The 24,683-nt window shown below is 67.3% G+C and carries 23 protein-coding genes and 1 pseudogene; 7 read left to right on the forward strand and 17 right to left on the reverse strand.

Translation table 11 applies throughout. From position 1 onward, the window contains the following. Positions 1-50: 50 nt before the first annotated feature. The 3 genes from ABE485_RS21610 to ABE485_RS21620 form a co-directional block, all read right to left on the reverse strand. Positions 51-1,013: a FecR domain-containing protein gene (locus tag ABE485_RS21610; protein WP_346517313.1), complete on the reverse strand. Its 963-nt coding sequence runs from the start codon at positions 1,011-1,013 to the stop codon at positions 51-53. Further along, positions 1,010-1,528, reverse strand: coding sequence for a sigma-70 family RNA polymerase sigma factor (locus ABE485_RS21615; protein WP_346517314.1), 519 nt, complete (start codon positions 1,526-1,528; stop codon positions 1,010-1,012). The genes ABE485_RS21610 and ABE485_RS21615 overlap by 4 nt, the downstream gene beginning before the upstream one ends. A 180-nt stretch (positions 1,529-1,708) precedes the next feature. Further along, the gene (locus ABE485_RS21620) at positions 1,709-2,731 is read right to left on the reverse strand and encodes an amino acid ABC transporter substrate-binding protein (RefSeq protein WP_346517315.1); all 1,023 of its coding nucleotides are present in this window, start codon (positions 2,729-2,731) and stop codon (positions 1,709-1,711) included. Positions 2,732-3,098: 367 nt separating this feature from the next. Here ABE485_RS21620 and ABE485_RS21625 point away from each other — a divergent pair, with 367 nt between their 5' ends. Genes ABE485_RS21625 through ABE485_RS21640 form a run of 4 tightly spaced genes read left to right on the forward strand, consistent with a single transcriptional unit; the run spans position 3,099 to position 6,321 of the window. Next, positions 3,099-4,118 (forward strand): Bug family tripartite tricarboxylate transporter substrate binding protein, encoded by a 1,020-nt coding sequence (locus tag ABE485_RS21625; RefSeq protein WP_346517316.1) that lies wholly within the window; start codon positions 3,099-3,101, stop codon positions 4,116-4,118. Positions 4,119-4,161: 43 nt separating this feature from the next. Further along, entirely contained in the window at positions 4,162-4,842 is a 681-nt protein-coding gene (locus tag ABE485_RS21630; protein WP_346517317.1) for a 3-oxoacid CoA-transferase subunit A, read from the forward strand. Positions 4,843-4,852: 10 nt separating this feature from the next. Next, a complete protein-coding gene (locus ABE485_RS21635; protein ID WP_346517318.1) occupies positions 4,853-5,494 on the forward strand; it encodes a 3-oxoacid CoA-transferase subunit B in 642 nt (213 codons plus the stop codon). Then, positions 5,494-6,321 (forward strand): IclR family transcriptional regulator domain-containing protein, encoded by an 828-nt coding sequence (locus tag ABE485_RS21640; protein WP_346517319.1) that lies wholly within the window; start codon positions 5,494-5,496, stop codon positions 6,319-6,321. Before ABE485_RS21635 ends, ABE485_RS21640 begins: the two co-directional genes overlap by 1 nt. Positions 6,322-6,333: 12 nt before the next feature. Here the strand turns inward: ABE485_RS21640 and ABE485_RS21645 are convergent, their stop codons facing one another. The 6 genes and pseudogenes from ABE485_RS21645 to ABE485_RS21670 all read right to left on the reverse strand — a co-directional run bounded on the left by ABE485_RS21645 (position 6,334) and on the right by ABE485_RS21670 (position 11,003). Further along, positions 6,334-7,383, reverse strand: a complete 1,050-nt coding sequence (locus ABE485_RS21645; RefSeq protein ID WP_346517320.1) for an L-threonylcarbamoyladenylate synthase — start codon at positions 7,381-7,383, stop codon at positions 6,334-6,336. Between the two features lie 13 nt (positions 7,384-7,396). Further along, positions 7,397-8,584, reverse strand: a complete 1,188-nt coding sequence (locus ABE485_RS21650) for a 5-(carboxyamino)imidazole ribonucleotide synthase (protein ID WP_346517321.1) — start codon at positions 8,582-8,584, stop codon at positions 7,397-7,399. Positions 8,585-8,589: 5 nt separating this feature from the next. After that, positions 8,590-9,111: pseudogene (purE, locus tag ABE485_RS21655) on the reverse strand (5-(carboxyamino)imidazole ribonucleotide mutase). Positions 9,112-9,218: 107 nt separating this feature from the next. Beyond that, entirely contained in the window at positions 9,219-9,791 is a 573-nt protein-coding gene (locus ABE485_RS21660) for a disulfide bond formation protein B (protein WP_346517322.1), read from the reverse strand. Positions 9,792-9,801: 10 nt separating this feature from the next. Next, positions 9,802-9,960, reverse strand: a complete 159-nt coding sequence (locus tag ABE485_RS21665) for a DUF5993 family protein (protein WP_346517323.1) — start codon at positions 9,958-9,960, stop codon at positions 9,802-9,804. Between the two features lie 161 nt (positions 9,961-10,121). After that, positions 10,122-11,003, reverse strand: coding sequence for a phosphoribosylaminoimidazolesuccinocarboxamide synthase (locus ABE485_RS21670; protein WP_346517324.1), 882 nt, complete (start codon positions 11,001-11,003; stop codon positions 10,122-10,124). A gap of 246 nt (positions 11,004-11,249) precedes the next feature. Between ABE485_RS21670 and ABE485_RS21675 the strand changes: the two genes are divergently transcribed. Beyond that, the gene (locus tag ABE485_RS21675) at positions 11,250-11,702 is read left to right on the forward strand and encodes a GFA family protein (RefSeq protein ID WP_346517325.1); all 453 of its coding nucleotides are present in this window, start codon (positions 11,250-11,252) and stop codon (positions 11,700-11,702) included. A 96-nt stretch (positions 11,703-11,798) separates the two neighbouring features. On the opposite strand, the gene fba is transcribed toward ABE485_RS21675, so the two are convergent. The 7 genes from fba to ABE485_RS21710 all read right to left on the reverse strand — a co-directional run bounded on the left by fba (position 11,799) and on the right by ABE485_RS21710 (position 20,912). Beyond that, entirely contained in the window at positions 11,799-12,863 is a 1,065-nt protein-coding gene (gene fba / locus ABE485_RS21680; RefSeq protein WP_008162845.1) for a class II fructose-bisphosphate aldolase, read from the reverse strand. Positions 12,864-13,071: 208 nt separating this feature from the next. Then, entirely contained in the window at positions 13,072-14,511 is a 1,440-nt protein-coding gene (locus ABE485_RS21685) for an amidase (RefSeq protein ID WP_346517326.1), read from the reverse strand. Beyond that, entirely contained in the window at positions 14,504-16,135 is a 1,632-nt protein-coding gene (locus ABE485_RS21690; protein ID WP_346517327.1) for an ABC transporter ATP-binding protein, read from the reverse strand. Before ABE485_RS21690 ends, ABE485_RS21685 begins: the two co-directional genes overlap by 8 nt. Continuing rightward, positions 16,135-16,974: an ABC transporter permease gene (locus ABE485_RS21695; RefSeq protein WP_076515986.1), complete on the reverse strand. Its 840-nt coding sequence runs from the start codon at positions 16,972-16,974 to the stop codon at positions 16,135-16,137. Before ABE485_RS21695 ends, ABE485_RS21690 begins: the two co-directional genes overlap by 1 nt. Then, positions 16,971-17,948 carry an ABC transporter permease gene (locus ABE485_RS21700; protein ID WP_346517328.1) on the reverse strand — a complete coding sequence of 326 codons (978 nt, stop codon included), beginning with the start codon at positions 17,946-17,948 and terminating at the stop codon, positions 16,971-16,973. Before ABE485_RS21700 ends, ABE485_RS21695 begins: the two co-directional genes overlap by 4 nt. Next, positions 17,945-19,549 (reverse strand): ABC transporter substrate-binding protein, encoded by a 1,605-nt coding sequence (locus tag ABE485_RS21705; RefSeq protein WP_346517329.1) that lies wholly within the window; start codon positions 19,547-19,549, stop codon positions 17,945-17,947. Before ABE485_RS21705 ends, ABE485_RS21700 begins: the two co-directional genes overlap by 4 nt. Positions 19,550-19,589: 40 nt before the next feature. Then, complete coding sequence (locus ABE485_RS21710; protein ID WP_346517330.1) at positions 19,590-20,912, reverse strand: ArgE/DapE family deacylase; 1,323 nt, start codon at positions 20,910-20,912, stop codon at positions 19,590-19,592. A gap of 229 nt (positions 20,913-21,141) precedes the next feature. Between ABE485_RS21710 and ABE485_RS21715 the strand changes: the two genes are divergently transcribed. Together ABE485_RS21715 and ABE485_RS21720 are read left to right on the forward strand one after the other, a co-directional pair. Further along, positions 21,142-21,915: an IclR family transcriptional regulator gene (locus tag ABE485_RS21715; RefSeq protein WP_346517331.1), complete on the forward strand. Its 774-nt coding sequence runs from the start codon at positions 21,142-21,144 to the stop codon at positions 21,913-21,915. A 176-nt stretch (positions 21,916-22,091) separates the two neighbouring features. Then, entirely contained in the window at positions 22,092-23,693 is a 1,602-nt protein-coding gene (locus ABE485_RS21720; RefSeq protein WP_346517332.1) for an ABC transporter substrate-binding protein, read from the forward strand. A gap of 45 nt (positions 23,694-23,738) precedes the next feature. On the opposite strand, the gene ABE485_RS21725 is transcribed toward ABE485_RS21720, so the two are convergent. Continuing rightward, positions 23,739-24,638, reverse strand: coding sequence for an SMP-30/gluconolactonase/LRE family protein (locus ABE485_RS21725; protein ID WP_346517333.1), 900 nt, complete (start codon positions 24,636-24,638; stop codon positions 23,739-23,741). Positions 24,639-24,683 lie beyond the last annotated feature (45 nt).

The following is a 24,683-nucleotide window of genomic DNA, read 5'->3' on the forward strand; positions in this document are numbered from 1 at the left end:
CCGCGAGATCGGAAAAGTGACAGTCCTCGTGCGAAAAAAATGAAAAAAGCTCAGGCTGGACGTACGTCGATCACCGTCAGCCAGCGCGTATAGCGGCTGACGGTGATCGGCAAGGTATGTTCCAGCGCGCTGAGCGCGCGGTCGGTGTCGTCCAGCGGATACAGGCCCGACACCGCGAGCGCCGCGGCCTGCGGACTCACGCGCAGCAAGCCCGTCCGGTAGCGCCCCAGCGCGGCGGCGATCTCGCCCAGCGGCTGGTCGCGCGCCTTGAGCCACCCCTCGCGCCACGACGCCGCGTCTTCCATGGGCTGCGGCCGGTCCGCCCACGCCGCGCCAAAACGGGCCCCCTCCCCGGCGGCCAGCGTCACCCGTTCGGCCGTGCGCGGCAAGACTTCGATACTGCTTTGCAGCGCAACCGCCAGGCTGTCCTGCGATTCCAGCCGGACCATGCAGCCTGCGCCCGCGCTGCGGACCAGCCCGTGCGGCGTATGCACGTCGAACAGCGCGGGATGGCCCGCGCGCGGCTGCACGACCAGAGCGCCTTCCAGGAGGCGCACGCTGCGCGCCTGCGCCGTGAACGCCAGATCCACCCGGCTGCGCGCGTCCAGCATAAGCAGGCTGCCATCGGGCAGCGTGAATTCGCGCCGTTCTCCGGTGGCCGTGCCCAGGTCAGCCACCAGATTGCCCAGGGGCGCGACCCGGTTGGCGGCCCACGCCCCCGCCGCCGCCGCGCCCACCAGGCCGGCGGCGTTGAGCAGCACGCGGCGCCGCGCGGGACGCACCAGCGTGCGCCGCAGGGCGTGATGCTCATTCTTCATCACGGTTTCCAGGCGTCCCACCGATTGGCTCAGTCCTTGCTGCAGCCGCGCCCAGGCGCGTTCGTGGGCCGGATCGGCCGCGCGCCACGCCGCGCAGGCGCTGCGGTCGGCGTCCGTCGCCTCGCCGGACGTCAGCTTCAGCCAGAAGCCGATCGCGCGGTCGCCGGCGTCGGAGGCTGCCTGCCCGCGGCTCATGGCGCCTCCGCCAGCGCGTAGCAACGCTGCAGCGCCTGCGCGATGTACTGCCGCACCATGCTCACCGACACGCCCAGCGCGGCCGCGATCTCCTTGTGCGGCAGGCCGTCCAGCTGGCTATACAGGAACGCGGCGCGCGCCTTGGCCGACAGGCCGTCGAGCATCTGGTCCACCTGCTGCAGCGTCTGCAGGATGATGAGCTGCTCCTGCGGCGACGGCGCGAACTGTTCGCCCTTGTCGAGCAGGCTTTCAAGCCAGGCGGCCTCCAGCTCCCGGCGGCGCCACAGCTTCCAGATCAACCGCTTCGCGATCGTGATGATGAGCGCCCGGGGCTCGCGCACCGAGGCGAGCCTCGGGGTCTGGATCAACTGGACGAACGTGTCGCCCGCGACGTCTTCCGCATCCTCCATGTTGCGCAGCCGGGTGTAGAGGCGGCCCAGCAGCCAAGGCCTGTCTTCGGTATGGATGCGGACCAGAAGGTGCTGGTCCGATGTAAGCGTGGAAGGCGGGAGCATGGCGGCGCGGCGGGCGGCTTGGCTATAAATGGGAATCGCTCTCATTCTATATCAGATGTCCCCAATATGGCGGCAGTGACGCACGGGAACGATCCCCAAAAAAACGGCAAGGCCTCCCGAAGGAGGCCTTGCCGTGCGCGGCGGATCCGCAAACGCCGGACCCGCCGGGCTATTGAGGCATCAACGGATCGGCCACGGATACATGGCGCCGCCCTGGTTCCACAGCGCGTTCGTGCCGCGCTGCAGGCCCAGCTTGCTGTCCTTGCCGACGTTGCGTTCGAACACTTCGCTGTAGTTGCCCACCGCCTTGATGGCGTTGTAGGCCCACTTCTCGTCCACGCCCATGTTCTTGCCCGCCCCGGGCGTCACGCCCAGGATGCGCAGCACGTTGGGATTCTTGCTCTTGAGCATTTCGTCCACGTTCTTCTGCGTGATGCCGTATTCCTCGGCTTCCAGCAGCGCGAACAGGGTCCAGCGGACGATGCCCAGCCAGTTCTCGTCGCCCTGGCGGACCATGGGGCCCAGGGGCTCCTTGGAGAAGCGTTCCGGCAGGATCTCGTAGTCGTTGGGGTTGGCGACCTGCGTGGCGCGCACGGCGGCCAGTTGCGACGCATCGTCCGTGAAGGCGTCGCAGCGGCCGGATTCGAAGGCGCGCACGACTTCCGTGACCTTGTCGATCACGACGGGCTTGAATTCGATGTTGTTGGCGCGGAACCAGTCGGCCAGGTTCAGTTCGGTGGTGGTGCCCGGCTGCACGCAGACCGTGGCGCCGTTGAGTTCCTTGGCGCTCTTGACGCCCAGTTTCTTGCTCACCAGGATGCCCTGGCCGTCATAGAAACTGGCCGCCACCGCGGACAGTCCCAGCGAGGTGTCGCGCGTCTGGGTCAGCGTCACGGTGCGCAGCAGCACGTCGACTTCACCTGATTGCAGCGCGGTGAAGCGTTGCTGCGTGGACAGCGCGGTGCCCTTGAACTTGGTGGGGTCCCCGAACACGGCCGCCGCGACCGCGCGGCAGATGTCCACGTCCATGCCTTCCCATTCGCCCTTGCTGTTCGTGGCGGAGAAACCGGAAACGCCGTCGGTCAGGCCGCACTGCACGAATCCCTTTTTCTTCACCGCGTCCAGCGTGGGACCGGCCATCGCCGCCTGGGACGCGCAAGCCAGGGCGAGCGCGCCGGCTGCAACCATCAAAGTCCGCTTCATTTTGCCTCTCCTGAGATAGATGACCGCAAGCGGCTCGTAGCCGGCAGCGGCTGATACCAGAACCCGCCTTACTGGTCCGGCCGCCAGATTAAGCGATGTCCACAGCGTGAACAACGCGCGCTTTCCTAGTGAAAACCCGAACCGGATCTCGCACCACGAGGCCTGGGCCGTTGTCCGGTGATCGAACTTTATCGGGCCCGTCGCGGACCGCCCGGCCCACCCCTGCGTGCCATACTTTTTTCGCGTCTTTGCGCCGTCTCCGTCCGATAGGCAGCAAAGCCGCAGCCCCTTAAAAAAGCCGGTCGCGCCACAGAAAAACCCCGGGCGCGCATCGACACACGGCCGATTCATGGAGGAGACAAAGTCCATGGCACAAGCACGCAAATCGCAGCCCCATCGCCAGGCGGCAGCTGGACGCCGCCACGCCCTCAGGACCCTGCTGTACGCCGCCGTCGCGGCCGCGGGACTGGCCGCGGCGCCCGCCCAGGCGGCGGACGACTGGCCCAGCAAGCCCATCAAGATCATCGTTCCGTACACGCCCGGCGGCTCCACAGACATCGTCACCCGCATCGTGATGGAAAAGCTGGGCCCGCGGCTCAAGCAGACCATCGTCGTCGAGAACCGGCCGGGCGCAAACAGCAGCCTGGGCTCGGCCCTGGCCGCCAAGGCGGAACCCGACGGCTACACCTTCCTGTCGATGCTGCCCGCCTACATCATCAACTTCCACCTGTACAAGCTGGGCTACTCGCCGTCCGACCTGACGCCGGTAGTGCAGATGGCCGACCTGCCCCTCTTCCTGTTCGTCTCCGAGGAGCTGCCCGTCAAGACCGTGGCGGACCTGGTGGCGTATGGCCGCAAGAATCCGGACAAGCTGACCTACGCCTCCAGCGGCAACGGATCCAGCGCGCACCTGACCGGCGCCGATTTCGCGCTGCAAAGCAAGATCACGATGACGCACGTGGCCTACAAGGGCAGCGCGCCGATCCTCACCGATCTGCTGGGCAACCGCGTGTCCATGGTGTTCGATCCCATCCTGGTGCCGATGCAGTACGTGAAGCAGAACCGCCTGAAGGCGCTGGCCTTCACCGGCAAGGAACGCTGGCCGACCGAGCCGGACATTCCGACTATGGAAGAGGCCGGCCTGCCGGGGTTTGTCACCGGATCGTGGGCCGGGCTGATGGCGCCGGCCAACACGCCCAAGCCGATCATCGAACGCATGGCGCGCGAGATCAGCGAAATCGTCAAGGAGCCGGACGTCAGGCAGAAGTTCGTGGACGCCGGCTTCCTGCCCGTGGGCGGCACGCCGGCGCAGTTCGCCGAGCTGATGAAGAAGGACTCGGCGCGCTACGCCGAGATCATCAAGCAGGCGAACATCACCGTGAACTGAGCGCTGCCGGGCGCCCCCGGCGCCCGTTCCCGACGGAGCCCCCATGATCGACAAGTTCATCGACACCCCCGCGGCCGCGGTCTCGGACATCCACGACGGCGCCACGGTGCTGATCAGCGGGTTCGGCGGCGCCGGCATGCCCACCGAACTCATCCACGCGCTCATCGACCAGGGCGCGCGCGAACTGACCGTGGTCAGCAACAACGCGGGCAACCGCGAGACCGGCCTGGCGGCGCTGATCAAGGCCGGACGCGTGCGCAAGGTCATCTGCTCGTTTCCGAAGGCCTCGCATTCCTGGGTCTTCGACGATCTCTACCGCCAGGGCCGCATCGAACTCGAATGCGTGCCGCAGGGCACCATCGCCGAACGGCTGCGTGCCGCCGGCGCGGGGCTGGGCGGCTTCTTCACGCCCACCGCCTACGGCACCGACCTCGCGCGCGGCAAGGAGACCCGCATGATCGGCGGCCGCGGCCACGTCTTCGAAGAGCCCCTGCACGGCGATTTCGCGCTGGTCAAGGCCGACCGCGGGGATCGCTGGGGCAACCTGACCTACAACATGAGCGCGCGCAACTTCGGCCCCATCATGTGCATGGCCGCCAAGACCACCATCGCGCAGGTCCGGGCGAAGGCCGCGCTGGGCGAACTGCCGCCCGAAGCCGTGGTCACCCCCGGCATCTTCGTCAAGCGCGTCACCGAAGTCGCCGACGCCGCCTTCTCCAGCTAGGAACCGATCCATGATTCGTCCCCTGACCCGCGAGGCCATCGCGCGCCGCCTGGCCCTGGATATCCCCGACGGCAGCTACGTCAACCTGGGCATCGGCATGCCGGTGCTGGTGGCGGCCCATCTCCCCGAAGGCCGCGAGATCGTGCTGCACAGCGAAAACGGCATTCTCGGCATGGGTCCGCCGCCGGCCGAGGCCGACATCAACCTGGACCTCATCAACGCCGGCAAGCAGCCCGTGACGCTGCTTGCCGGCGGGTCGTACTTCCATCACGCCTATTCGTTCGCGATGATGCGCGGCGGCCACCTGGACATCTGCGTCATGGGCGGCATGCAGGTCGCCGCCAACGGCGACCTGGCCAACTGGTCGCTCGATAAGCCCGGCGAAGCGCCGGCCGTGGGCGGCGCGATGGACCTGGCGGTGGGCGCGCGCAGCGTGTTCATCATGATGGAGCACAACAGCAAGAACGGCGATCCCAAGATCGTCGAGCGCTGCACCTACCCGCTCACGGGCGCCGGCGTGGTCGACCGCATCTACACCGACCTGGCGGTCATCGACGTCACGCCGGACGGACTGGTCGTTCGGGATATGATCAACGGCATGACGCTATCCGACCTGCAGAGCCGCACCGGCGCGCCCCTGCGCGCAGGCTGATGCTGCCCAACCTGCCCCCTCCCGGCTACGCCGCTCCGGTCGCGGCGGAAGACCATCCCGACCAGTTGCGCGGCGATCCCGACTACATGCTGACGCTGGCGCGCGGCCTGCACGTGATCCGCGCCTTCGGCACGCGCCGCCATCCCCAGACCGCCGCCGAACTGAGCCGGCGGGCCGGCCTGCCCCGCGCGGTCGTGCAGCGCTGCCTGCATACGCTGATCCTGCTGGGCATGGCCGAACAGCACGGCCGGCTGTATGTGCTGACGCCGCGCATCCTGGGGCTGGGCTACGCGTATTTTTCCTCCACGCCGTTCGTCTCGCTGGCGCAGCCGGTGCTGGAAGAACTGAGCGCCACCGTCAACGAGACCTGCGCGCTCGCCATCATGGAAGGCCATGAAATGCTGTATCTGGCCCGCTCCGAGGTGAACCGCCTGCTGGCGACCTCGATGGGGCTGGGCAGCCGGCTGCCGGCCTATTGCACGTCCATCGGGCGCGTGCTGCTGGCGGAACTGCCCGAACCCGCACTGGCGCGCTACTTTGCCGCGACCGACCTGCAGCCCTATACCGAATTCACGCTGACCACCGAGGCGAAGCTGCGCGCGGAACTGGCCCGCATCCGCGAGCAGGGCTATGCGGTGGTCGACCAGGAACTGGAATTGAATGTGCGCGCGATCTCGGTGGCCGTGCGGTCGGCCAGCGGCAAGGCGTGCGGCGCGGTGAATGTCAGCGTGAAAGCCGCGCGCGTGCCGCTCGGCCGCCTGAAGGACGAATTCCTGCCGCCCTTGCGGCAGGCCGTGGAGCGTATCGGGGAATTCCTGGCCGCCTGAGCGGTCAGGCTGCTACAGGCCGGTGGTGTCCAGCGTGAAGGCGGCGGCGGCCCGGCCGATGCGGTCATTGACCGCGTGCCAGTCGTCGGTGGCGGGCGGCGCCTGCACGATGATGCGCGCATAGCCCTGCCCGTCCAGGTCGCGCAGCAGGCCGTACAGGGCCTGCGCGTAGCGCGCCGGATCGGCCGGCACCGGCTGCCACTGGACGCGGGCGTCGGTGTTGGCGGGCCGGGGGCCGTAGGCCACCAGCACCACATTGCCCGCGGGCAGATTGCGGCCCTTCAGCACGTCCTGCATGCGTTCGCCCGTGGCCAGTTCAAGCGGCGTGCGCGGCGCATAGTGCGCCTTCAGCGTGCCCGAGGCGCGCGGGGCCGCGGCATCGGGCGCGAACACCTGCACCCCCAGCACGGCTTCGATCTGCGCGGCGCTGACGTGGCCCGGACGCAGCAGCACCGGACCCGCGCCGCGGTCCAGGCGCGACAGGTCGAGGATCGTGGATTCGATGCCCACTTCCGACGCGCCGCCTTCCAGCACGGGCATGCCGGCCGCGACTTCGTCGGGGAATTCGCTGCGGACGTGTTCCGCGCGCGTGGGCGACACCTGGCCGAACTTGTTGGCCGACGGCGCGGCCACACCGCCCTGCCCGTTCGGCTTGCCAGCCGCGAACGCCGCCAGCAGCGCCTGCGCCACCGGATGGGACGGGCAGCGCAGGCCGATGCTGTCCTGGCCGCCGCTGACCGCGTCGACGATGTGCGGCGCGCGCTTCAGGATCAGGGTCAGCGGACCGGGCCAGAAGGCGTCGATCAAGAGGCGCGCCTCGGGCGGCACTTGCGCCGCCCAGTACGAGACGTCGCCTTGCGGGGCGATATGCACGATGACCGGGTGGTTCGACGGCCGGCCCTTGGCCGCGTAGATCTTGGCGACCGCCTGCGGGTTTTCCGCGTCCGCGCCCAGGCCGTAGACGGTTTCGGTGGGAAAAGCGGCCAGTTCACCGTCCAGCATGCGCTGCGCGGCGTGGGCGATTTCCGCGGCGCCGGCGGATTCGGGCGTGGTCAGGGACATCGGATCACCCGGCCTATTCGGGCGCCTGCATGCCCAGCGCCGCCGCCACGCGGGCGGCGTCGTCGCGGGCCTGCTGCAACGTGGCCGCCACGATCGTGACGTGGCCCATCTTGCGGCCGCGGCGCGCCTCGCGCTTGCCGTACAGGTGCAGCTTGGCGGACGGCACCGCCAGCGCCGCCGCCCAATCGGGCTCGCGCTGCGTGGTGTCGGTGTCGTTGGCGTACCAGATGTCGCCCAGGATGTTCAGCATGACGGCGGGCGCCAGGAGGTCGGTGCCGCCCAGCGGCAGGCCGGCCATGGCGCGCGCCTGTTGTTCGAACTGGCTGGTGACGCAGGCGTCCATCGTGTAGTGCCCGCTGTTGTGCGGACGCGGCGCGATCTCGTTGACGATGAGGCTGCCGTCCTTGAGCACGAAGAACTCCACGCACAGCACGCCGTGGTAGCCCAGGCCCTGCGCGATGGCCTGCGCCGCCTCGGTGGCGCGCGCCTGGCGTTCGGCATGGGCCGCGTCCTGTACGGGCGCGGCGGTGGACACGGCCAGGATGCCGTCGCGGTGCACGTTGCGCGCCACGGGAAACACCACGCTGGCGCCGTCGAAGCCGCGCGCCAGCACCACGGAGATTTCGTAGTCCAGCGGCATCAGCGCTTCCAGCACGCAGGCCACGCCGCCGAACTCCGCGAAAGCGGCCAGCGCTTCTTCGCGGGTGTCGATGCGGGCCTGGCCCTTGCCGTCGTAGCCCAGGCGGGCGACTTTCAGGATGCCCGGGAACAGGGCGTCGGGCGCGGCGCGCAAGTCGGCCTCGCTGCGGATGGCCGCGTGCGGCGCGACCGGGATGCCTTGCGCGGCGATGAAGGTCTTTTCGGCGATGCGGTCCTGCACGATGGCCACGGCGTCGCCCGCCGGGCTGACGCGGCAGCGCGTCGCCAGGGTGCGCAGGCTGTCGGCCGGCACGTTTTCGAATTCGGTGGTGACGGCCTGACAGGTCTGGGCCAGCCGCGCCAGTCCGGCTTCGTCGTCATAGGCGGCCTGGATATGCAGGTCCGCGACCATGCCCGCCGGGCACTCGGCGGCCGGGTCCAGCACCGCGACCCGATAGCCCAGGCTCTGCGCCGCGTGGCAGAACATGCGGCCCAGTTGGCCGCCGCCCAGCATGCCCAGCCAGCCGCCGGGAGCAATCATGAAAGCATTGGATTGTGTCATTCGGATCAAGCCTCGGGCGGAACCTTCATGTCGCGCGCGGCCTGCGTCTGGCGGGCGCGGAAGGCCAGCAGCTTCTTGTGCAGGCCGGCGTCGGTGCCAGCGAGGGTGGCGATCACGTGCAGGGCGGCATTGGCCGCGCCGGCCTCGCCGATGGCGAAGGTGGCCACAGGCACGCCCTTGGGCATCTGCACGATGGACAGCAGCGAGTCTTCGCCGCGCAGGTACTTGGACGGGACCGGCACGCCGAACACCGGCACTTCGGTCAGCGCGGCCATCATGCCCGGCAGATGCGCGGCGCCGCCGGCGCCGGCGATGATGCCGCGCAGGCCGCGGGCGTGCGCCGCGGCGCCGTACTAGGCCATGTCCTGCGGCATGCGGTGCGCGGAGATCACGCGCGCTTCATGTGCCACGCCGAAATCCTCCAGCATGGTCACCGCGTGTTTCATGACCTCCCAATCGCTGGAAGATCCCATGATCACGCCCACCACGGGGGTGGCCTGCGCCGCTGCGGAAGTCTGGTCTGTCATAGCCGGTGTCTAAGAGTTGAGACCGCGGCGCCAGCGCCGCGAAAATGTCAGGGGAACCGCGGAACCTGGCCGCGAAACCCGCTATTTTACCCGGCGCGCGCGGGCCGCTAGGGCGCGGCCGCGGATCCCAGCCAAAGATAGCTGACCGGATCATCCGGGCAGGGTCCGAAACCGCACTGCAGCGTGGTGCTGCCGGCGTTGGCCAGGACAACGACGAAAAACAGGGCCATGACCACCACGCCCAGCGCCGACACCGGCTTTTTCAGCATGCTGTCGCCCCATTTGCGGTCGACGGACAACATCAACGCGCAGAAGGCGATGATGGCCGAGAACGTGATGAAGGCCCAGGTATAGAAATGCAGGCCCAGGAACGGCGTGCCATAGCCAGGGTCCCCCGGCGCGATGTGCAGCAGCACCTGCCGGCCCGAGGCCGCCATGCCGCCCAGCGAGGCCGCGATGCTCATCGCGTAGTGCATCGGCGACGGCCCCACGCGCATGTTCAGCAGAAACCCGATGCCGGCAAGCATGAGCGCCACGCGCTGGAGCAGGCACAGGGGACAAGGCAGTTCGTCGTAGGCGAACTGCCAGACAAAGGCCATGCAGAGGATTGCGGTGACGCCAAGCAGCGCCAGGCCATTCAGGATGCGCGAGCCGCGCGCGGGATTGCGAGAGAAGATCATCGCCCGCGCTTCACAGGGACAGGGCCAGCGGACTGGTCATGTGGTAGTGGCACCAGGCGGCAAAGAGCGCCAGGGTGAGCAGCCAGAATGTCACGCAGGGACGGCGCCTGCCCAGCATCCCGAACCAGGCGGCGGCCATCGCAGTCACAAAGGGCAACATCATCACCATGCGGCGCTCCTCTCTATGCAGTCCCGAACGTGCAGCGGACGAGTATAGCGTAACAATCGGAAATAATTACCTTCAAATTCTTCGGGTTTCCCCTTCCCGATGCTTTGATCGGACAAAAAAAACCCGCTCGGTCAACGAGCGGGTTTTCTGCGCGGGGCCGATCAGGCGATCAGGCGGTCCAGGGCTTCGCGATACTTGGCGGCCGTCTTTTCCAGGACGTCCTGGGGCAGGCGCGGCGCGGGCGGCGTCTTGTCCCAGGTCTGGGTCTCGAGCCAGTCGCGCACGAACTGCTTGTCGAACGACGGGGGGCTGATGCCCACGCGATAGCCGTCGGCGGGCCAGAAGCGCGACGAGTCCGGCGTCAGCACTTCATCCATCAGGTGCAGCGTGCCGTTGTCGTCCAGGCCGAACTCGAACTTGGTGTCGGCGATGATGATGCCCTTGGTCGCCGCGAAGGCGGCGGCCTCGGCGTACAGCTTGAGCGTGACGTCGCGGATGCGCTCGGCCATTTCCTGGCCGACTTCCTTGACCACGTGCGCGAAGTCCACGTTTTCGTCGTGCATGCCGAATTCGGCCTTGGCGGCGGGCGTGAAGATGGGCTCGGGCAGCTTGCTGGCCTGTTGCAGGCCGGCCGGCAGCTTGATGCCGCAGACGGCGCCGGTGGCCTGGTAGTCCTTCCAGCCGGAACCGATCAGGTAGCCGCGGGCAACCGCTTCCACCAGGATGGGCTTCAGGCGCTTGACCACCACCGCGCGGCCGCGGACCTGGTCCACTTCGTCGGGGGCAACCACGTCCTCGGGCTTCACGCCGGTGGAATGGTTGGGCAGAATGTGCGCCAGCTTCTGCAGCCAGAATTCGGTCAGCTCGGTCAGCACCTGTCCCTTGCCGGGAATGGGGTCGTCAAGGATCACATCGAAGGCGGAGATGCGGTCCGACGCGACGATCAGCAGCTTGTCGTCGCCGACGGCATACATATCGCGCACCTTACCGCGGCCCAGCAGCGGCAAGGACTTGATGCTGGATTCATGCAAAGCAGAAGTCACGGGAATGGCCTATGGCAAAAATGAACATTCCCGCCGCGGGCGGGCGCCAGGGCGGGAAGTAGAACGAAATCGGACACTGTGCGGGAGCGGCGCCGGATGGCGGCCCCCGCAAAGCGCATAGATTACTGCAAATATGTTCGCCTTGCCGCCGCCCGGGGGCCGGGTTAGGCTACTTCCCACCCCACTATTCGCGCCGGCCGCCCAACGGGCGTCACGGCGCAGACCACCTCCCGGAGACAGAGTCGTATGCAGGATGCTTCCCCCAAGCGCATGCCCCACGCCGACGCGCAGGTGCACATGACAGGCGGCTGCCAGTGCGGCGCCATCCGTTACGCCCTGACCGACGAGCCCATCACGGCCGCCACCTGTCATTGCCGGGACTGCCAGTATTCCAGCGGCGGCGCCCCGGCCCATGCGCTGATCTTCCCGGCGGGCGCGGTGACGCTGCTGCGCGGCCAGCCCAAAGAGCACCGCTACCAGGGCGATTCCGGCCATTCCGTGATGCGCAGCTTCTGTGCCGCCTGTGGCACGCCGCTGTTCGGCGGGTCGGAGGGCATGGGCTATGAAGTCGTGCGCGCGGGGTCGCTGGACGATCCCGAGGCGTTCCACGCCAAGGTCAGCCTGTGGACGGATTCGGCGCCTTCGTGGCATCACGTGGACCGCACTGTGCCGCATTTCCCGAGGAACTCGCCGCAATAGCGCCATCGGCCGCTTGCGCCCAAACAAAAAGGCTGGTCCGTCAGGACCAGCCTTTTTCCGCATGCTCCGCCCGCAGGCGGAGCCGTGGCAACACGCTTACTGAACCACCTGGGCCAGCTTGCCCGACGCGTATTGCGCGGCGATGTCGGTCAGGGGCAGCGCCTTGATCTTGCTGGCGTTGCCGGCGGTGCCGAATTCCGTGTAGCGAGCGACACAGATCGCCTTGGCGGCGGCGCGGGCCGGCTTGAGGTATTCGCGCGGGTCGAACTTTTCGGGGTTCTCGGCGAAGAAGCGGCGGATGGCGCCGGTCATGGCCAGACGGATATCGGTGTCGATATTGATCTTGCGCACGCCGTACTTGATGGCTTCCTGGATTTCCTCGACGGGCACGCCGTAGGTTTCCTTCATGTTGCCGCCGAACTCACGGATCTCGGCCAGCAGTTCCTGCGGCACGCTGGAGCTGCCGTGCATCACCAGGTGGGTGTTGGGCAGGCGGGCGTGGATTTCCTTGATGCGGGAGATCGACAGGATGTCGCCGGTGGGCTTGCGCGTGAACTTGTAGGCGCCGTGGCTGGTGCCGATGGCGATGGCCAGGGCGTCGAGCTGCGTGCGGCGCACGAAGTCGGCAGCCTGCTCCGGATCGGTCAGCAGTTGGTCCATGGTCAGCTTGCCGTCGGCGCCGTGGCCGTCTTCCTTGTCGCCTTCCATGGTTTCCAGGGAACCCAGGCAGCCCAGTTCGCCTTCGACGGTGACGCCCAGCTTGTGCGCGATGTCCACGACCTTCTTGGTGACTTCGACGTTGTAGTCGTAGTCGGCGATGGTCTTGCCGTCTTCCTTGAGGGAACCGTCCATCATGACGCTGGAGAAGCCCAGGTCGATGGCGCCTTGGCAGACCTTGGGCGACTGGCCGTGATCCTGGTGCATGACCACGGGGATGTGCGGGTAGGACTCAACGGCGGCCTGGATCAGGTACTTCAGGAAGCCTTCGCCCGCGTATTTGCGCGCGCCGGCCGAGGCCTGCATGATCACCGGGCTGTCGGTCTCCGCCGCGGCTTCCATGATGGCCTGGACCTGTTCCAGGTTGTTGACGTTGAAAGCCGGAATGCCGTAGCCGTGCTCGGCGGCGTGGTCGAGCAACTGGCGCATGGAGACTAGGGCCATGAGTGGTCCTCCTTAGGTACTGTCTATTGAAAGATGGTTGAAGTCCTGCTGAATGGGGTGATTTTACGGGGGAATCGAAGAAAGGTCTTGCAACGGCCGGTATCCTATCCATTCAGACGATGCCGAACGGCGTAGGGCCGGTTGGCGACCTCCGTTGTACGGCCGATGGGGGCGGGGCCGAACGGGCTGCGCCCCGCCGCCGCGGCCTTCAGGCCGCCTTGGGAACGGCGATCCGCCCCGCCCAGGGCTGGGCCGCCTCCAGTTGGGCCGACAGCGCCAGCACCAGGTCTTCGCGGCCGTAGCGGCCGACCACCTGTACGCCCACCGGAAGGCCGGCCTCGGTCCAGACCAGCGGCAGGCTGGCCGCGGGCTGCCCGGACGCATTGAACGCCGCCGAAAACGTGCCGTAGGTGGCGACCTTGCGGCGGAAGTCCAGGAACGAGCCCTTGGCGGTCGAGAGCTCGCCGAGCTTCAGGGGAAGCTGCGTGAACGACGGGGACAGGATGGCGTCGTAGCCCTGCATGTAGCCGTCAAGGATACGGCCGATGGCGTGGAACCGGTTCACGCTGGCGATGTAGTGCGCCGCCGGCAGCGTCTTGCCATATTCATAGCCCTCGCGCAGGACGGGTTCCAGGTCGCCGTCGCGCAGCGGCTGGCCGGTGAGCCCCAGGCGCGTGTCGACCGACAGCACGATATTGCCGGCCAGCACGTTGGCGTGAGCCAGGACGAAGGCCTCGTATTCGATGTCCGGCGGCGTGCTGTCCACCACCTCGTGCCCGAGCTCGCGGCACAGCGCGGCGGCGCGCTCCACCGCCGCCACGCATTCCGGGGCCACCGGGACGCCGTTCCAGGCGTCGCGCCACAGGGCGATGCGCAGCTTGCGGGGCGGTTCGGCCAGCAGCTTCAGGTAGGACTCGGGACCGGCCGGCGCCGCGTAGGGCGCGCCCGGTTCATGGCCGCCGATGGCGTCCAGGGCCGCGGCCGTGTCGCGCACCGAGCGCGACAGCACGCCGTCCGTCGCCAGGCCGCCCCAGCCTTCGCCGCGGAACGGCCCCATCGGCACGCGCCCGCGCGACACCTTCAGGCCGTAGACGCCACAGGCGGCCGCCGGGATCCGGATCGAGCCGCCGCCGTCGCTGCCGTGGGCCAGCGGCACGATCCCCGCGGCCACCGCCGCGGCCGCGCCGCCGCTGGATCCGCCGGACGAGCGGGTCGGATCCCAGGGATTGCGGGTGGGGCCGCCGTTGCGCGCCGCCTCGGTGGTGGGCGCCATGCAGAATTCCGGCACGGTCGTGCGGGCAAACGGAATCAGGCCGGCGGCCTCGAACCGGTCGGCCAGCGTGGCGTTGCGCGCATAGGCCGTGTCGTTGAGCAGACGCGAACCCAGGCTGGACGGAAAGCGCGTGTGCGCCAGTCCGGAATCCTTCAGCAGGAAGGGGATGGCGCCGAACGCCCCCCGCGGCTGCCAATCCCGCGCCACGTCCAGCGATTCTTCATAGCGCTCGTAGCACAGCGCGTTCATCGCCGGCGCGCGTTCCCGCGCCAGCTTGATGGCGCAGGCCATCAGGTCTTCCGCGCTGACTTCGCGCCGGGCCAGCAGGCCGGCCAGCGCCAGCCCGTCCAGCAACTGATACTCGGTGTCACGCATACTGCTTGCTCCTGGTCGAGGGATCCGACAGCGCCTCCAGATCGGGCTTGTTCCAGGCCTTGCCCGGCACCGAATCGATCAGGCGGCGCGTGTATTCATGTTGGGGGTGATAGAAAATCGTGGCGGCGCGGTCCAGCTCCACCAGCTGCCCTTGGCGCATCACCGCGATGCGGTCGCAGATCTGGGCTGCGACGCGCAGGTCATGGGTGATGAACAGCACCGACAGGTCGAACTGCCCGCTCACGGTCTTGAGCAGGTCCAGCACCTGGGCCTGGATCGACACATCCAGCGCCGACACCGCCTCGTCGGCCACCAGCAGCCGCGGCTTGAGCGCCAGCGCGCGCGCGATGCCCACCCGCTGACGCTGCCCGCCCGAGAACTGGTGCGGATAGCGGTCGCCGGCGTCGCCGCCCAGGCCCACCAATTCCAGCAGTTCGCGCGCCTCGCGCAGTGCGGTCTTGCGGTTTTCGCCGAAGGCGATCGGCCCCTGCGCCACGGCCTCGATGACGCGGTGGCGCGGATTGAGCGACGCGTAGGGATCCTGGAACACCATCTGGATCTGGCGGCGGTACGGACGGAAATCGCGCGGCTTCATGCCCACGAGCTCCTGGCCCTCCATGCGCACGCTGCCGCTGTCGGGCGGGATCAGCCCGATCAGCGTGCGGCCCAGCGTGGACTTGCCCGAACCGGACTCCCCGACGAGCCCCAGCGTTTCCCCCTGGCGTATCTCCAGCGAGATGTCGCGCAGCGCGTCGACGCGCCGCCCGCCCGTGGCGAAGGTCTTGCACAGGTTCTTCACCACCATCAGCGGTTGCGCGGCGGCGGCCTCGTCCTTGCCTTGCGGCTTGTGCGGCACCGCGGCGATGAGCTGGCGCGTGTAGGGATGCTGCGGACGGTTCAGGATGTCTTCGGCGGCGCCCGCTTCCACCACCGTCCCCTTGCGCATCACGACGATGCGGTGGGCGATGTCGGCCACCACGCCGAAATCGTGGGTGATGAAGATGACGCCGATGCCCATGCGCCGCTGGATATCCTTGATCAGGTCCAGGATCTGCGCCTGCGTGGTGACGTCCAGCGCGGTCGTGGGCTCGTCGGCGATCAGCACGTCCGGCTCCAGCGCCAGGGCCATCGCGATCACCACGCGCTGGCGCTGGCCGCCCGAGAGCTGGAACGGATAGGCGTCGTACATGGCCTGCGGATCGGGCAGCAACACCTGGCCGAACAGGTCCAGCACGCGCTGCTTGCGGGCGGCGGCATTAAGGTTGGTGTGGCGCTCGAGCACCTCGTCGACCTGGCGGCCCACCCGCATGATGGGGTTGAGCGCCGTCATGGGTTCCTGGAAGACCATGCCGAAAGACCGGCCGCGCAAGCCGTACCAGTCGGTGGGCGACAGGTGGACCAGGTCGTGCCCGCCATACAGGATCTGCCCCTGCGTGACGCTCAGCTGGTCAGCCGGCAGCAGTCCCATGATGGCGTGCGCGGTGACCGATTTGCCCGAGCCGGACTCGCCCACCACGCACAGGATCTCGTTGCGGTTCACGGTGTAGGACACGTCCTGCACCACCGTCGGACCGCCATGGGCGGCCGTTACGCTGAGATCACGGATTTCCAGCAGCGCGCTCATCACGTCGTCCTCCTGCGGGCCAGTTTGGGGTTGAGCGCATCGTTGAGCGCTTCGCCGATCAGGTTGAGCGCCAGCACCGTCATCAGGATCGCCACGCCGGGAAACACGCTCATCCACCAGGCGTCGCGCAGCACGCTGCGCGAGGCGCCGATGATGTAGCCCCAGGTCATGGCGTTGGGGTCGCCCAGGCCCAGGAAGCTCAGCGCCGATTCCAGCAGGATGGAGCTGGCGATCATCAGCGAGCCCGACACGATCACGGGCGACAGGCTGTTGGGCAGGATCTGCGTCAGGATGATGCGCAGGTTCGACTGCCCGGACAGCATCGCCGCCTGGACGAACTCGCGGTTCTTCAGGCTCATGAATTCGGCGCGGACCAGCCGCGCCAGCGGCGGCCAGGAAACCACGGCGATAGCGAAGATCACCGTGGCCATGTTGGGCGTCAGAATCGCCACCAGCACCACCGCCAGGAAAAAGCTGGGGATCGTCTGGAACAGTTCGATGAACCCCACGATGGCCTGGTCCACGCGTCCGCCGTAGAACCCGGCCAGCGCGCCGACGGTGATGCCCAGCAGGATCGACACCGCCGTGGACACGGCGGCCAGCACCAGCGTGACGCGCGAGCCATAGGCGATGCCCGAGGCGATGTCGCGCCCCAGCGTGTCGGTGCCGAGCAATGCGCCTTCTGACAGCGGCGGCATGAACGGGCCGTTGATGATGTCCCAGGGACTGTCGGGAAAGATCCAGCTCGCGGTGATGGCCACCAGCGCAACCAGCGCGACCACGATCAGGCCCATGACGCCGCCCTTGTTGCGGCAGAACGATTGCATGAACGCTTTCATTTGAGTTCGATCCTGGGGTCCGCCACCGTGTACAGAATGTCGGTGATGAGGTTGACCACGACCACGATCAGCGAGGCCACGAAGAACACGCCGAGCAGCACGCTGTAGTCGCGCTGGATCAGCGCGTCGAACGCCAGTCGGCCGATACCCGGCCACGCGAAGACCGTTTCCACCAGGAGCGACCCGCCGATCAGCCCGCCCGCCTGGATGCCGGCGTAGGTGATGACGGGCAGCAGCGCATTGCGCAGCACGTGGCGCACGATCACCGTGCGTTCGGACAGGCCCTTGGCGCGCGCCGTCTTCACGAAGTCCAGCTGGCTGATTTCCAGGATGGACGCGCGCGTCAGACGGGCGTAGACCGCCATGTAGAACATGCCCAGCGTGAGCGCCGGCAGCAGCAGATGCCTGGCCACGTCGGCCAGGCGCGCCAGCCCGGTCAGATTGGCGCCGACGCTCTCATAGCCGAAGGCCGGCAGCCATTCCAGGTTCACGGAAAAGAGCAGCACCAGCATCAGCCCCACCCAGAACAGCGGCGTGGCGTAGGCCAGCATCGACAGGGTCGTGATGACGGTATCGCCCCACTTCCCGACGCGCAGCGCGGCCTGCGTGCCCAGGCTTACCCCCGCCAGCAGCGCAAAGGCGAATGCCGACAGCGTCAGCAGCAAGGTGGCCGGCAGGTGCTCCAGGATCAGGCTGGATACCGGCGCCTGCTGACGGTAGGAGTACCCGAGGTCGAACGTGGCGACGTTCTTGAGGTACTGCCCCAGTTGCACCGCGATCGGCTTGTCCAGCCCGAACTCCTGCCGCAGCTTGGCGATGAACTCGGCGTCCACCGCGCCGGACTGGCCGGCCAGGATCTCCGCCGGGTCGCCCGGCGCCGCCCGCACCAGGAAGAAGTTGAAGAGCGCGATCATCAGCAGAACCAGGACGCTCTTGACCACCCGGTTCGCCAGGAACTTGGCGATCTTCTTCATTCTTTGGACAGCCAGGTGTCGCTCTGCGTGTCGACGACGCCCAGCGCGGTCGTCACGGCGTCATGCACGCGCTTGTTCAGCAGGGTCGAATAGTTGGTGTCGGCGATCCACAGCACGGGCACGTCTTCCACCAGGATGCGCTGCACTTCGCTGTACAGCTTCTGGCGCTCTTCATCGGTGGCGGCGGTGGCGGCGGCGTTGAACAGCTCGTCGACCTTGGGGTTGTTGTACTGCGACGTATTGGTGAACATCAGCCCCTTCTTGATGTTGCTGCCCAGGTACGTGCGCGACACGCCGATGGCCGGATCGCCGTACTGGAACACGCCGTTGGAGCCCATGTCGTAGTCCCAGTTGCCCACGCGGCTGGTCCAGCCGCCGACATCGGTGTTCTCCAGCGTCACGGCCACGCCGATCTTGGCCAGGTTCTGCTTGATGTATTCGGCCACGCGGCGCTGCATCTCGCCATAGGGCAGCGGGATCAGGCCGACCGAGGCGCGCACGCCCTTGGCGTCGGGCTTCAGGCCCATCTCGTCCAGCAGGGCGATGGCCTTCTTCGGATCGTAGGGATAAGGCTTGACGTTGCCATCGTAGAAGCGCGTGTTGTGATGGATCGGGCCGGTGGCGACCGTGCCCGTGCCGAACATGATCTTTTCGGTGATGAACTGGCGGTTGATGCCGTACATCAGCGCCTGGCGGAAACGCTTGTCCGCGAACGGCTGGCGGCCTGCGTTCAGTTCGATCCACTGCATCGTGGACCAGTATTCGTAGCCCTTGTGGGTCTGCGTGATGTTGGGCAGCTTGGCCACGCGCGCCACGTCCACGGGCTCGATATCCTGCAGCCAGGCCTGCAGCACCGTGCCCTGCTCCAGCGCCACGCGGCGCGACGCGGAGTCGGGAATCACGCGGTAGGTGATGCCGTCCAGGTAGGGGCGGCCTTCCTTCCAGTAGTGCTCGTTCTTGACCAGTTCGATGTACGAGCCCCGCTCCCAGCGCTTGAACTTGAAGGGCCCGGTTCCCACAGGCGCGTTGTTGTTGGGGTTCTGCCCGATCGGCGTGTCCACGTCGTAAAGGTGCTTGGGCAGGATCGCGCCGCCCCCGATATCGAAGGCATACAGGAACGCGGAGTACGGCTGCTTCAGCTTGAAGACCACCGTCTGCGGATCCGGCGCCGAGATCTCCTGCACGTTCGCCATCAGCGTGCGGGTGCGCGGCGTGTTGGCCAGGATCTTGGTGTAGGTGAACACCACGTCGTCGGACGAAAACGGCTTGCCGTCATGCCACTGCACCTTGGGCTGCAGATGGAAGGTGTAGGTCAGGCGGTCCGGCGACACGTCCCAGGACCTGGCCAGGCCGGGTTGCGGTTTCAGGTCGAACGAATAGGTCAGCAGGCTTTCGAAGATCTTGCCGGCCACCAGCTGGGTGCTGGCCACTTGCTGCACGGCCACGTTCAGGGTGGGCGGCTCGGGACTGAGGACGGCGGTCAGGATGCCGCCGTATTGCGGCGTTTCGGCGGCATGCGACGGAGCAACGGCGAAAGGCAGCAGGCTGGCGGCGGCCAGGACGCAGCGCGCCAGGGCGCGCCGGGCGTTGAAGGAATTCATGGCGGAACTTCCTAAGGAAAAGTGGGGATCGCGGACGGACTCAGGCTTGCAGCGGTTCGACGCCGCACCAGTCATGGATGAAGAGTGCGAGCGACGTCGCCACGCGCACCATGCTGTCCACCGACACGCATTCATTGAAGCCGTGCACGTTCTGCACCTTCGGCCCGTAGCAGGTCACCGGCACGTCCATCATCAGCCGGAAATGGCGGCCGTCGGTGGTGGCGGTCAGCGCGGTGGGCTGCGGCAGTTCCCCGGCCACGCGGCGGTGCGCGTCGGCCAGCAGCTGCATCGCGGGCACGTCCAGGTCGTATTCGCAGCCCGGCGCGTGGAAGCCTTCGTAGCGGATGTCGATGCGCACGTCGCTGTCGGTCAGGGTGGCCTGGACAGCGCGGATGCGGGCTTCGACCAGCTTCTTGGCGGCATCGATGGTCATGTCGGGATAGCAGGCGATGCGCATGCCCAGCGTGCAGACGCTGGGCACGGACGAATTCCAGTCGCCGGCGTGGATCTGCCCCAGGTTGAAGTTGATGGGGTGCGCATGTTCACGGTAGGCGGGATGCCGGTTCTCCGGCAGGTTCCATTCGTGCTCCAGCTGCTTCATGGCGTCGACGATGCGCAGCCCCGTTTCCACCGGGTTGACGCCGGTGGTCATGTAGGCGGCGTGCGCGGGCCGGCCCACGATATCCACGTACATCCAGTACACGCCCAGCTGCGCGCTCATCATGCGTTCATGCGTGGGCTCGGGAATGACCACCGCGTCGAACGCGCTGAGCTTGGCCGCGGCGATGGCGCTTTGCAGCGCCGAGATGGTGGCCAAGGTGCCGTTGCCGGTGTTTTCTTCTTCCAGCACGCCGTTGAAGCCGACGGCCCCCGCGGGCTGCACGCCCAGGTCCTGCAGGGCCTTGAATGCCGCCAGCGCGCAGATGATGCCCGCCTTCATGTCGCCGGCGCCGCGGCCGTAGAGCCAGCCGTCGCGCAGTTCGCCGTCGAACGGCGCGGGATCCCACAATTCGTGCGGGCCGGTGGGCACCACGTCCAGGTGGCCGTTGAACAGCACGGCCCGGCCGCCGGCGCTGCGGGGTTCATGGCGCGCCAGCACGTTGTAGCGGCCGCCGTCGGGGCAGCAGGCGGGGGAATACAGCGGCAGGTTCTTGAGCTCTTCGGTACGCAGCGCGATGCGCTCGGACGTCAGGCCCAGGTCGGCCAGCGCGCCCTCCAGGAACTCGGCGGCGGACGTTTCCTGGCCGGGCAGGCTGCGGCACTGCACGAAACCCGTCAGCGTATCGGTCATGTACTGGCGAAGTCTGCCCACGGCTTCGGCGATCTTGGCCTGGTCCAGGCTGGCTGCTGCGACGGCGGTCATTGCATTCCCCTTTTCGAGTATGAAATCGCTCAAACTTAAGTATCAATAGTTGATACTTAGATATCTATATTTGGCATGATAGAGTTCGAGCAAGCGCGCAGCAATACGACAACCATGGGTAATTTCCCTAGGAACCGTCGGAAAACGCCTGCCGCTACAGTGCGTATCCGCGCGCTGTCGCAACGGGCCTTGCAGTGCCGCACATAACAAGAGAAATGGAGAAATCAACATGGCCACAACCGAGACCCGGTTCAACCAGTCCCTGGCGAAAGGCTTCGGCATCCTGGAGGCTTTTTCCAATCACCCCGGCCCGCTCAGCCTCAATGAACTGACGGAGCTGTCGGGGCTGGACCGCAGTTCCACGCAGCGCATGCTGCATACGCTGGTGGCGCTGGGCTACCTGGAGCGCGGCAGCAACCAGCGCGGCTACGTGCTCGGTAAAAAGATCCTGGACCGCACCTTCGATTTCCTGCGCAGCCATCCGCTGCTGGAACGCGCCACGCCCATCCTGGAACAGCTGCAGCAGGAATGCGGCGAACGCGTGGATCTGAGCCTGTTCGACGACCTGACGATCGTCTACGCGCTGCGGCGCCAGACCAAGCGCCAGACCTTCTACGCCACGCTGGTGGGCCGGCGCATGCCCACGTTCTCGTCGTCCGGCGGGCGCGCCATCATGGCGCACCTGTCCGACGCCGAGGTCGACGACATCCTGGCGCGCAGCGACATGCGACCGCTCACCCCCAAGACCATCACCGATCCCGACGTGATCCGCCAGCGCGTGCGGGACGCCCGGGTGCAGGGCTACGCCCTGTGCCTGGAAGAAAGCATGGTCGGGGAAATCGTGCTGGGCAGCGCCGTGGTCGACCACAGCGGGCGCCCCCTGGCGGCCATCCACATCTCCGGCCTGCTGGCCGAATGGACGCCGGACTCCTTCACCCAGCGTTTCAGCTCGCTGGCGATCTCGGCGGCGCGCGCGCTGAGCGGGCGCCCCAACCGCAACTGAGGGCTGCCGCCAGGCCACCCTTCACGGGAAATCCCTAGCGCCGGCCGCCTTGCGCGGCCCGGCGCGCTGCTGCACCATAGTCCGCTTGGATTCTTGAGTATCAATATTTGATACTTAAGATTTGACGCAGCAGCGGCCGTCGGCATCGCTGGGCCGCCCCCCCGAGGAGATTCGCCTTGAAGTGCAATAACGTCCGCCGCGCCCTGATGCAGGGCCTGCTGGCCGCCGCCGCCATTGCCGCTGTTCCCGTCGCCAGCGCCGCCGATCCCCAGCCGCAGTACGGCGGCGTCCTGACAGCCATTTTGAATCCCGAGCCGCCCAACCTGAACGTCGCGATGCAGCAGGTGGGCACCACGCAGATGGTGGCCGGAAAAATCTACGAAAGCCTGCTGACGTATTCCTTCGACCTGAAGCCGCAGCCCAGCCTGGCCAAGTCCTGGGACGTCTCGGCGGACCAGCTGACCTACACCTTCCACCTGCAGCCCAAGGCGCAATGGCACGACGGCAAGCCGTTCACGTCGGCCGACGTGGTGTTCTCGTACAAGCAGATCCTGGCCAACACGCCGCGCACGCGCTCGCTGATGCGATACATCCAGGACATCACCGCGCCCGACGAGCACACGGTGGTGTTCCACCTGAAAGAGCGCTACTCGGCCTTCCTGTACGCCTTCGACATCGGCGGCGGCGTGATCCTGCCCAAGCACCTGTACGACGTGGACACGCCGCTGGCGCAGAACCCGCACAACAACGCGCCCATCGGCACGGGGCCGTTCAAGTTCAAGCGCTGGGAGCGCGGCTCGTATATCGAACTGGTCAGGAACGAACACTACTGGAAGGAAGGCCGCCCCTACCTGGACGGCATCACCTACCGCGTGATTCCCGACGCGGCGTCGCGCCGGCTGGCGCTGGAGCAGCGGACGGTGCAGCAGGCCTGGCTGCAGGACATCGAACCCTTCGACATGCCCCGCGTGGCCAAGCTGGCGCACATCAACGTCACGCAGAAGGGCTACGAATACTGGTCCACGCTGCACTGGATCGAAATGAACGAAGCGCGCAAGCCGATGGACGACAAGCGCTTCCGGCAGGCGGTCATGTACGCCATCGACCGCGAGTTCATCGCCAAGCGCATCATGTTCGGGATGGGCACGGTGTCCACGGGCCCGTTCCACCGCAATACGCGCTTCTACGATCCCAATGTCAGGCAGTACCCCTACGATCCGAAGAAGGCCATCGCCCTGCTGGACGAAATGGGCCTGAAGCCCGACGCCAAGGGCGTGCGCGTCAAACTCGGCCTCATCCCCAATCCCTATGGCGAAATGCAGCGCCGCATCGCCGAATACACCAAGCAGAGCCTGGGCAAGGTGGGCATCGTCATCGATATCGAGAGCACCGACGTGGGCGGCTGGACCACGCGCATGGGCAACTGGGACTTCGACATGGCCTACAACGGCGTGTTCCAGTATGGCGATCCCGCCATCGGCGTATCGCGCACGTACGTCAGCAGCAACATCAAGAAGGGCCTGGCGTTCACCAATACCTCGCAGTACCGCAATCCCAAGGTGGACGAACTGTTCGACCAGGCAGCGACGGCGCCGACGGACGAGGAACGCCAGCGGCTGTACACGGAAGTGCAGAAGATCCTGGCGGAAGAGGTGCCGCTTGCGTGGATCGACGACACCAACTATTCCACCTTTTTGGACAAGCGCGTGCACGGCGCCATCACGACGGGACTCGGCGCGGTGGATACGTACGCCGACGCGTGGCTGGCGCCGAAATAGGCCAGGTTCGGGCAGGCGGGGCGGCGCCGCCGCCTGCGCGCGACCTCAGGGCCGCCCGGCGTGCGGCACGTCCACCCGCGTGGCCAATATCCGCGCCTGCGGCCTGGCCCGGCGGTTGGCCTCGATGAAGTCCGGCGCGGCGGCCATGAACAGGGTCCGCCCGTCCGGGCCGCCCAGGGCGGCGGCGAAGATGCCGAACTCCCCGGTGTCGATCTGCTCCAGGATCCTGCCGCCGCGCTCGACGCGCACGATGCGCTTGCCGATGGCGTCGGCCACCCAGACCGCCCCTTCCTCGTCCAGCGCGCCTCCGTCCGGCGCGATCGCCGACGCGGCGATCAGCGTGTCCAGGTCGTCGCTGTCGGGCAGTTCGCCGAAATTGGCCCAGTCGCGACGGGGGCCGAGCGACCCGTTGGGCTGGATTTCGAATTCGGAAATTCGGTTGGCGAAGGTTTCGTTCACGATCAGGGTCTTGCCGTCCGGCGTGATGAACGATCCGTTGGGAAAGCACAGCCCGTCGGCCACCACCTGCGCCACGCCGTCCGGATCCACCCGCACCAGGGTCGTCGTGCGGACCGGGGCGCCGCCCATGATGTCGAAACCGAAGTTGCCCACATACGCCCTGCCCTGCGCGTCGACCACCATGTCGTTGATATGCCCGCCCGTCAGGGCGGACAGGTCGGCATGGACCGACAGGGTGCCGTCCTTCTCGCGGCGCAGCACCTTGCGGTCTTTCATGGACGAGATCAGCAGGCGGCCATCGGGCAGCCAGCCCAGGCCGGACGGCTGCTGCGGGACCAGACAGACGCGGTCCACCGCGCCCTGCGGCGTGACGGTGATGACCTGCCCCGTATAGAAGTCCGAGGCCCACAGGCGGTCCTCATGCCAGCGCAATCCTTCCAGATAGGTGTATCCGGACGCCAGCACGGACAGTTCGCGATTCGGCATTGCTTCGTCTCCTTTTGTCGCCCCGGACGGGGCCGGTTCCAAGGC

Source organism: Achromobacter spanius, assembly GCF_039673305.1.
Lineage (GTDB): Bacteria > Pseudomonadota > Gammaproteobacteria > Burkholderiales > Burkholderiaceae_B > Achromobacter > Achromobacter spanius_F.

Coding starts and splice junctions, on each gene's coding strand:
- ABE485_RS21610 (WP_346517313.1), bottom strand. CDS start 1,013: ATGAGCCGCGGGCAGGCAGCCTCCGACGCCGGCGACCGCGCGATCGGC.
- ABE485_RS21615 (WP_346517314.1), bottom strand. CDS start 1,528: ATGCTCCCGCCTTCCACGCTTACATCGGACCAGCACCTTCTGGTCCGC.
- ABE485_RS21620 (WP_346517315.1), bottom strand. CDS start 2,731: ATGAAGCGGACTTTGATGGTTGCAGCCGGCGCGCTCGCCCTGGCTTGC.
- ABE485_RS21625 (WP_346517316.1), top strand. CDS start 3,099: ATGGCACAAGCACGCAAATCGCAGCCCCATCGCCAGGCGGCAGCTGGA.
- ABE485_RS21630 (WP_346517317.1), top strand. CDS start 4,162: ATGATCGACAAGTTCATCGACACCCCCGCGGCCGCGGTCTCGGACATC.
- ABE485_RS21635 (WP_346517318.1), top strand. CDS start 4,853: ATGATTCGTCCCCTGACCCGCGAGGCCATCGCGCGCCGCCTGGCCCTG.
- ABE485_RS21640 (WP_346517319.1), top strand. CDS start 5,494: ATGCTGCCCAACCTGCCCCCTCCCGGCTACGCCGCTCCGGTCGCGGCG.
- ABE485_RS21645 (WP_346517320.1), bottom strand. CDS start 7,383: ATGTCCCTGACCACGCCCGAATCCGCCGGCGCCGCGGAAATCGCCCAC.
- ABE485_RS21650 (WP_346517321.1), bottom strand. CDS start 8,584: ATGACACAATCCAATGCTTTCATGATTGCTCCCGGCGGCTGGCTGGGC.
- ABE485_RS21660 (WP_346517322.1), bottom strand. CDS start 9,791: ATGATCTTCTCTCGCAATCCCGCGCGCGGCTCGCGCATCCTGAATGGC.
- ABE485_RS21665 (WP_346517323.1), bottom strand. CDS start 9,960: ATGGTGATGATGTTGCCCTTTGTGACTGCGATGGCCGCCGCCTGGTTC.
- ABE485_RS21675 (WP_346517325.1), top strand. CDS start 11,250: ATGCAGGATGCTTCCCCCAAGCGCATGCCCCACGCCGACGCGCAGGTG.
- fba (WP_008162845.1), bottom strand. CDS start 12,863: ATGGCCCTAGTCTCCATGCGCCAGTTGCTCGACCACGCCGCCGAGCAC.
- ABE485_RS21685 (WP_346517326.1), bottom strand. CDS start 14,511: ATGCGTGACACCGAGTATCAGTTGCTGGACGGGCTGGCGCTGGCCGGC.
- ABE485_RS21690 (WP_346517327.1), bottom strand. CDS start 16,135: ATGAGCGCGCTGCTGGAAATCCGTGATCTCAGCGTAACGGCCGCCCAT.
- ABE485_RS21695 (WP_076515986.1), bottom strand. CDS start 16,974: ATGAAAGCGTTCATGCAATCGTTCTGCCGCAACAAGGGCGGCGTCATG.
- ABE485_RS21700 (WP_346517328.1), bottom strand. CDS start 17,948: ATGAAGAAGATCGCCAAGTTCCTGGCGAACCGGGTGGTCAAGAGCGTC.
- ABE485_RS21705 (WP_346517329.1), bottom strand. CDS start 19,549: ATGAATTCCTTCAACGCCCGGCGCGCCCTGGCGCGCTGCGTCCTGGCC.
- ABE485_RS21710 (WP_346517330.1), bottom strand. CDS start 20,912: ATGACCGCCGTCGCAGCAGCCAGCCTGGACCAGGCCAAGATCGCCGAA.
- ABE485_RS21715 (WP_346517331.1), top strand. CDS start 21,142: ATGGCCACAACCGAGACCCGGTTCAACCAGTCCCTGGCGAAAGGCTTC.
- ABE485_RS21725 (WP_346517333.1), bottom strand. CDS start 24,638: ATGCCGAATCGCGAACTGTCCGTGCTGGCGTCCGGATACACCTATCTG.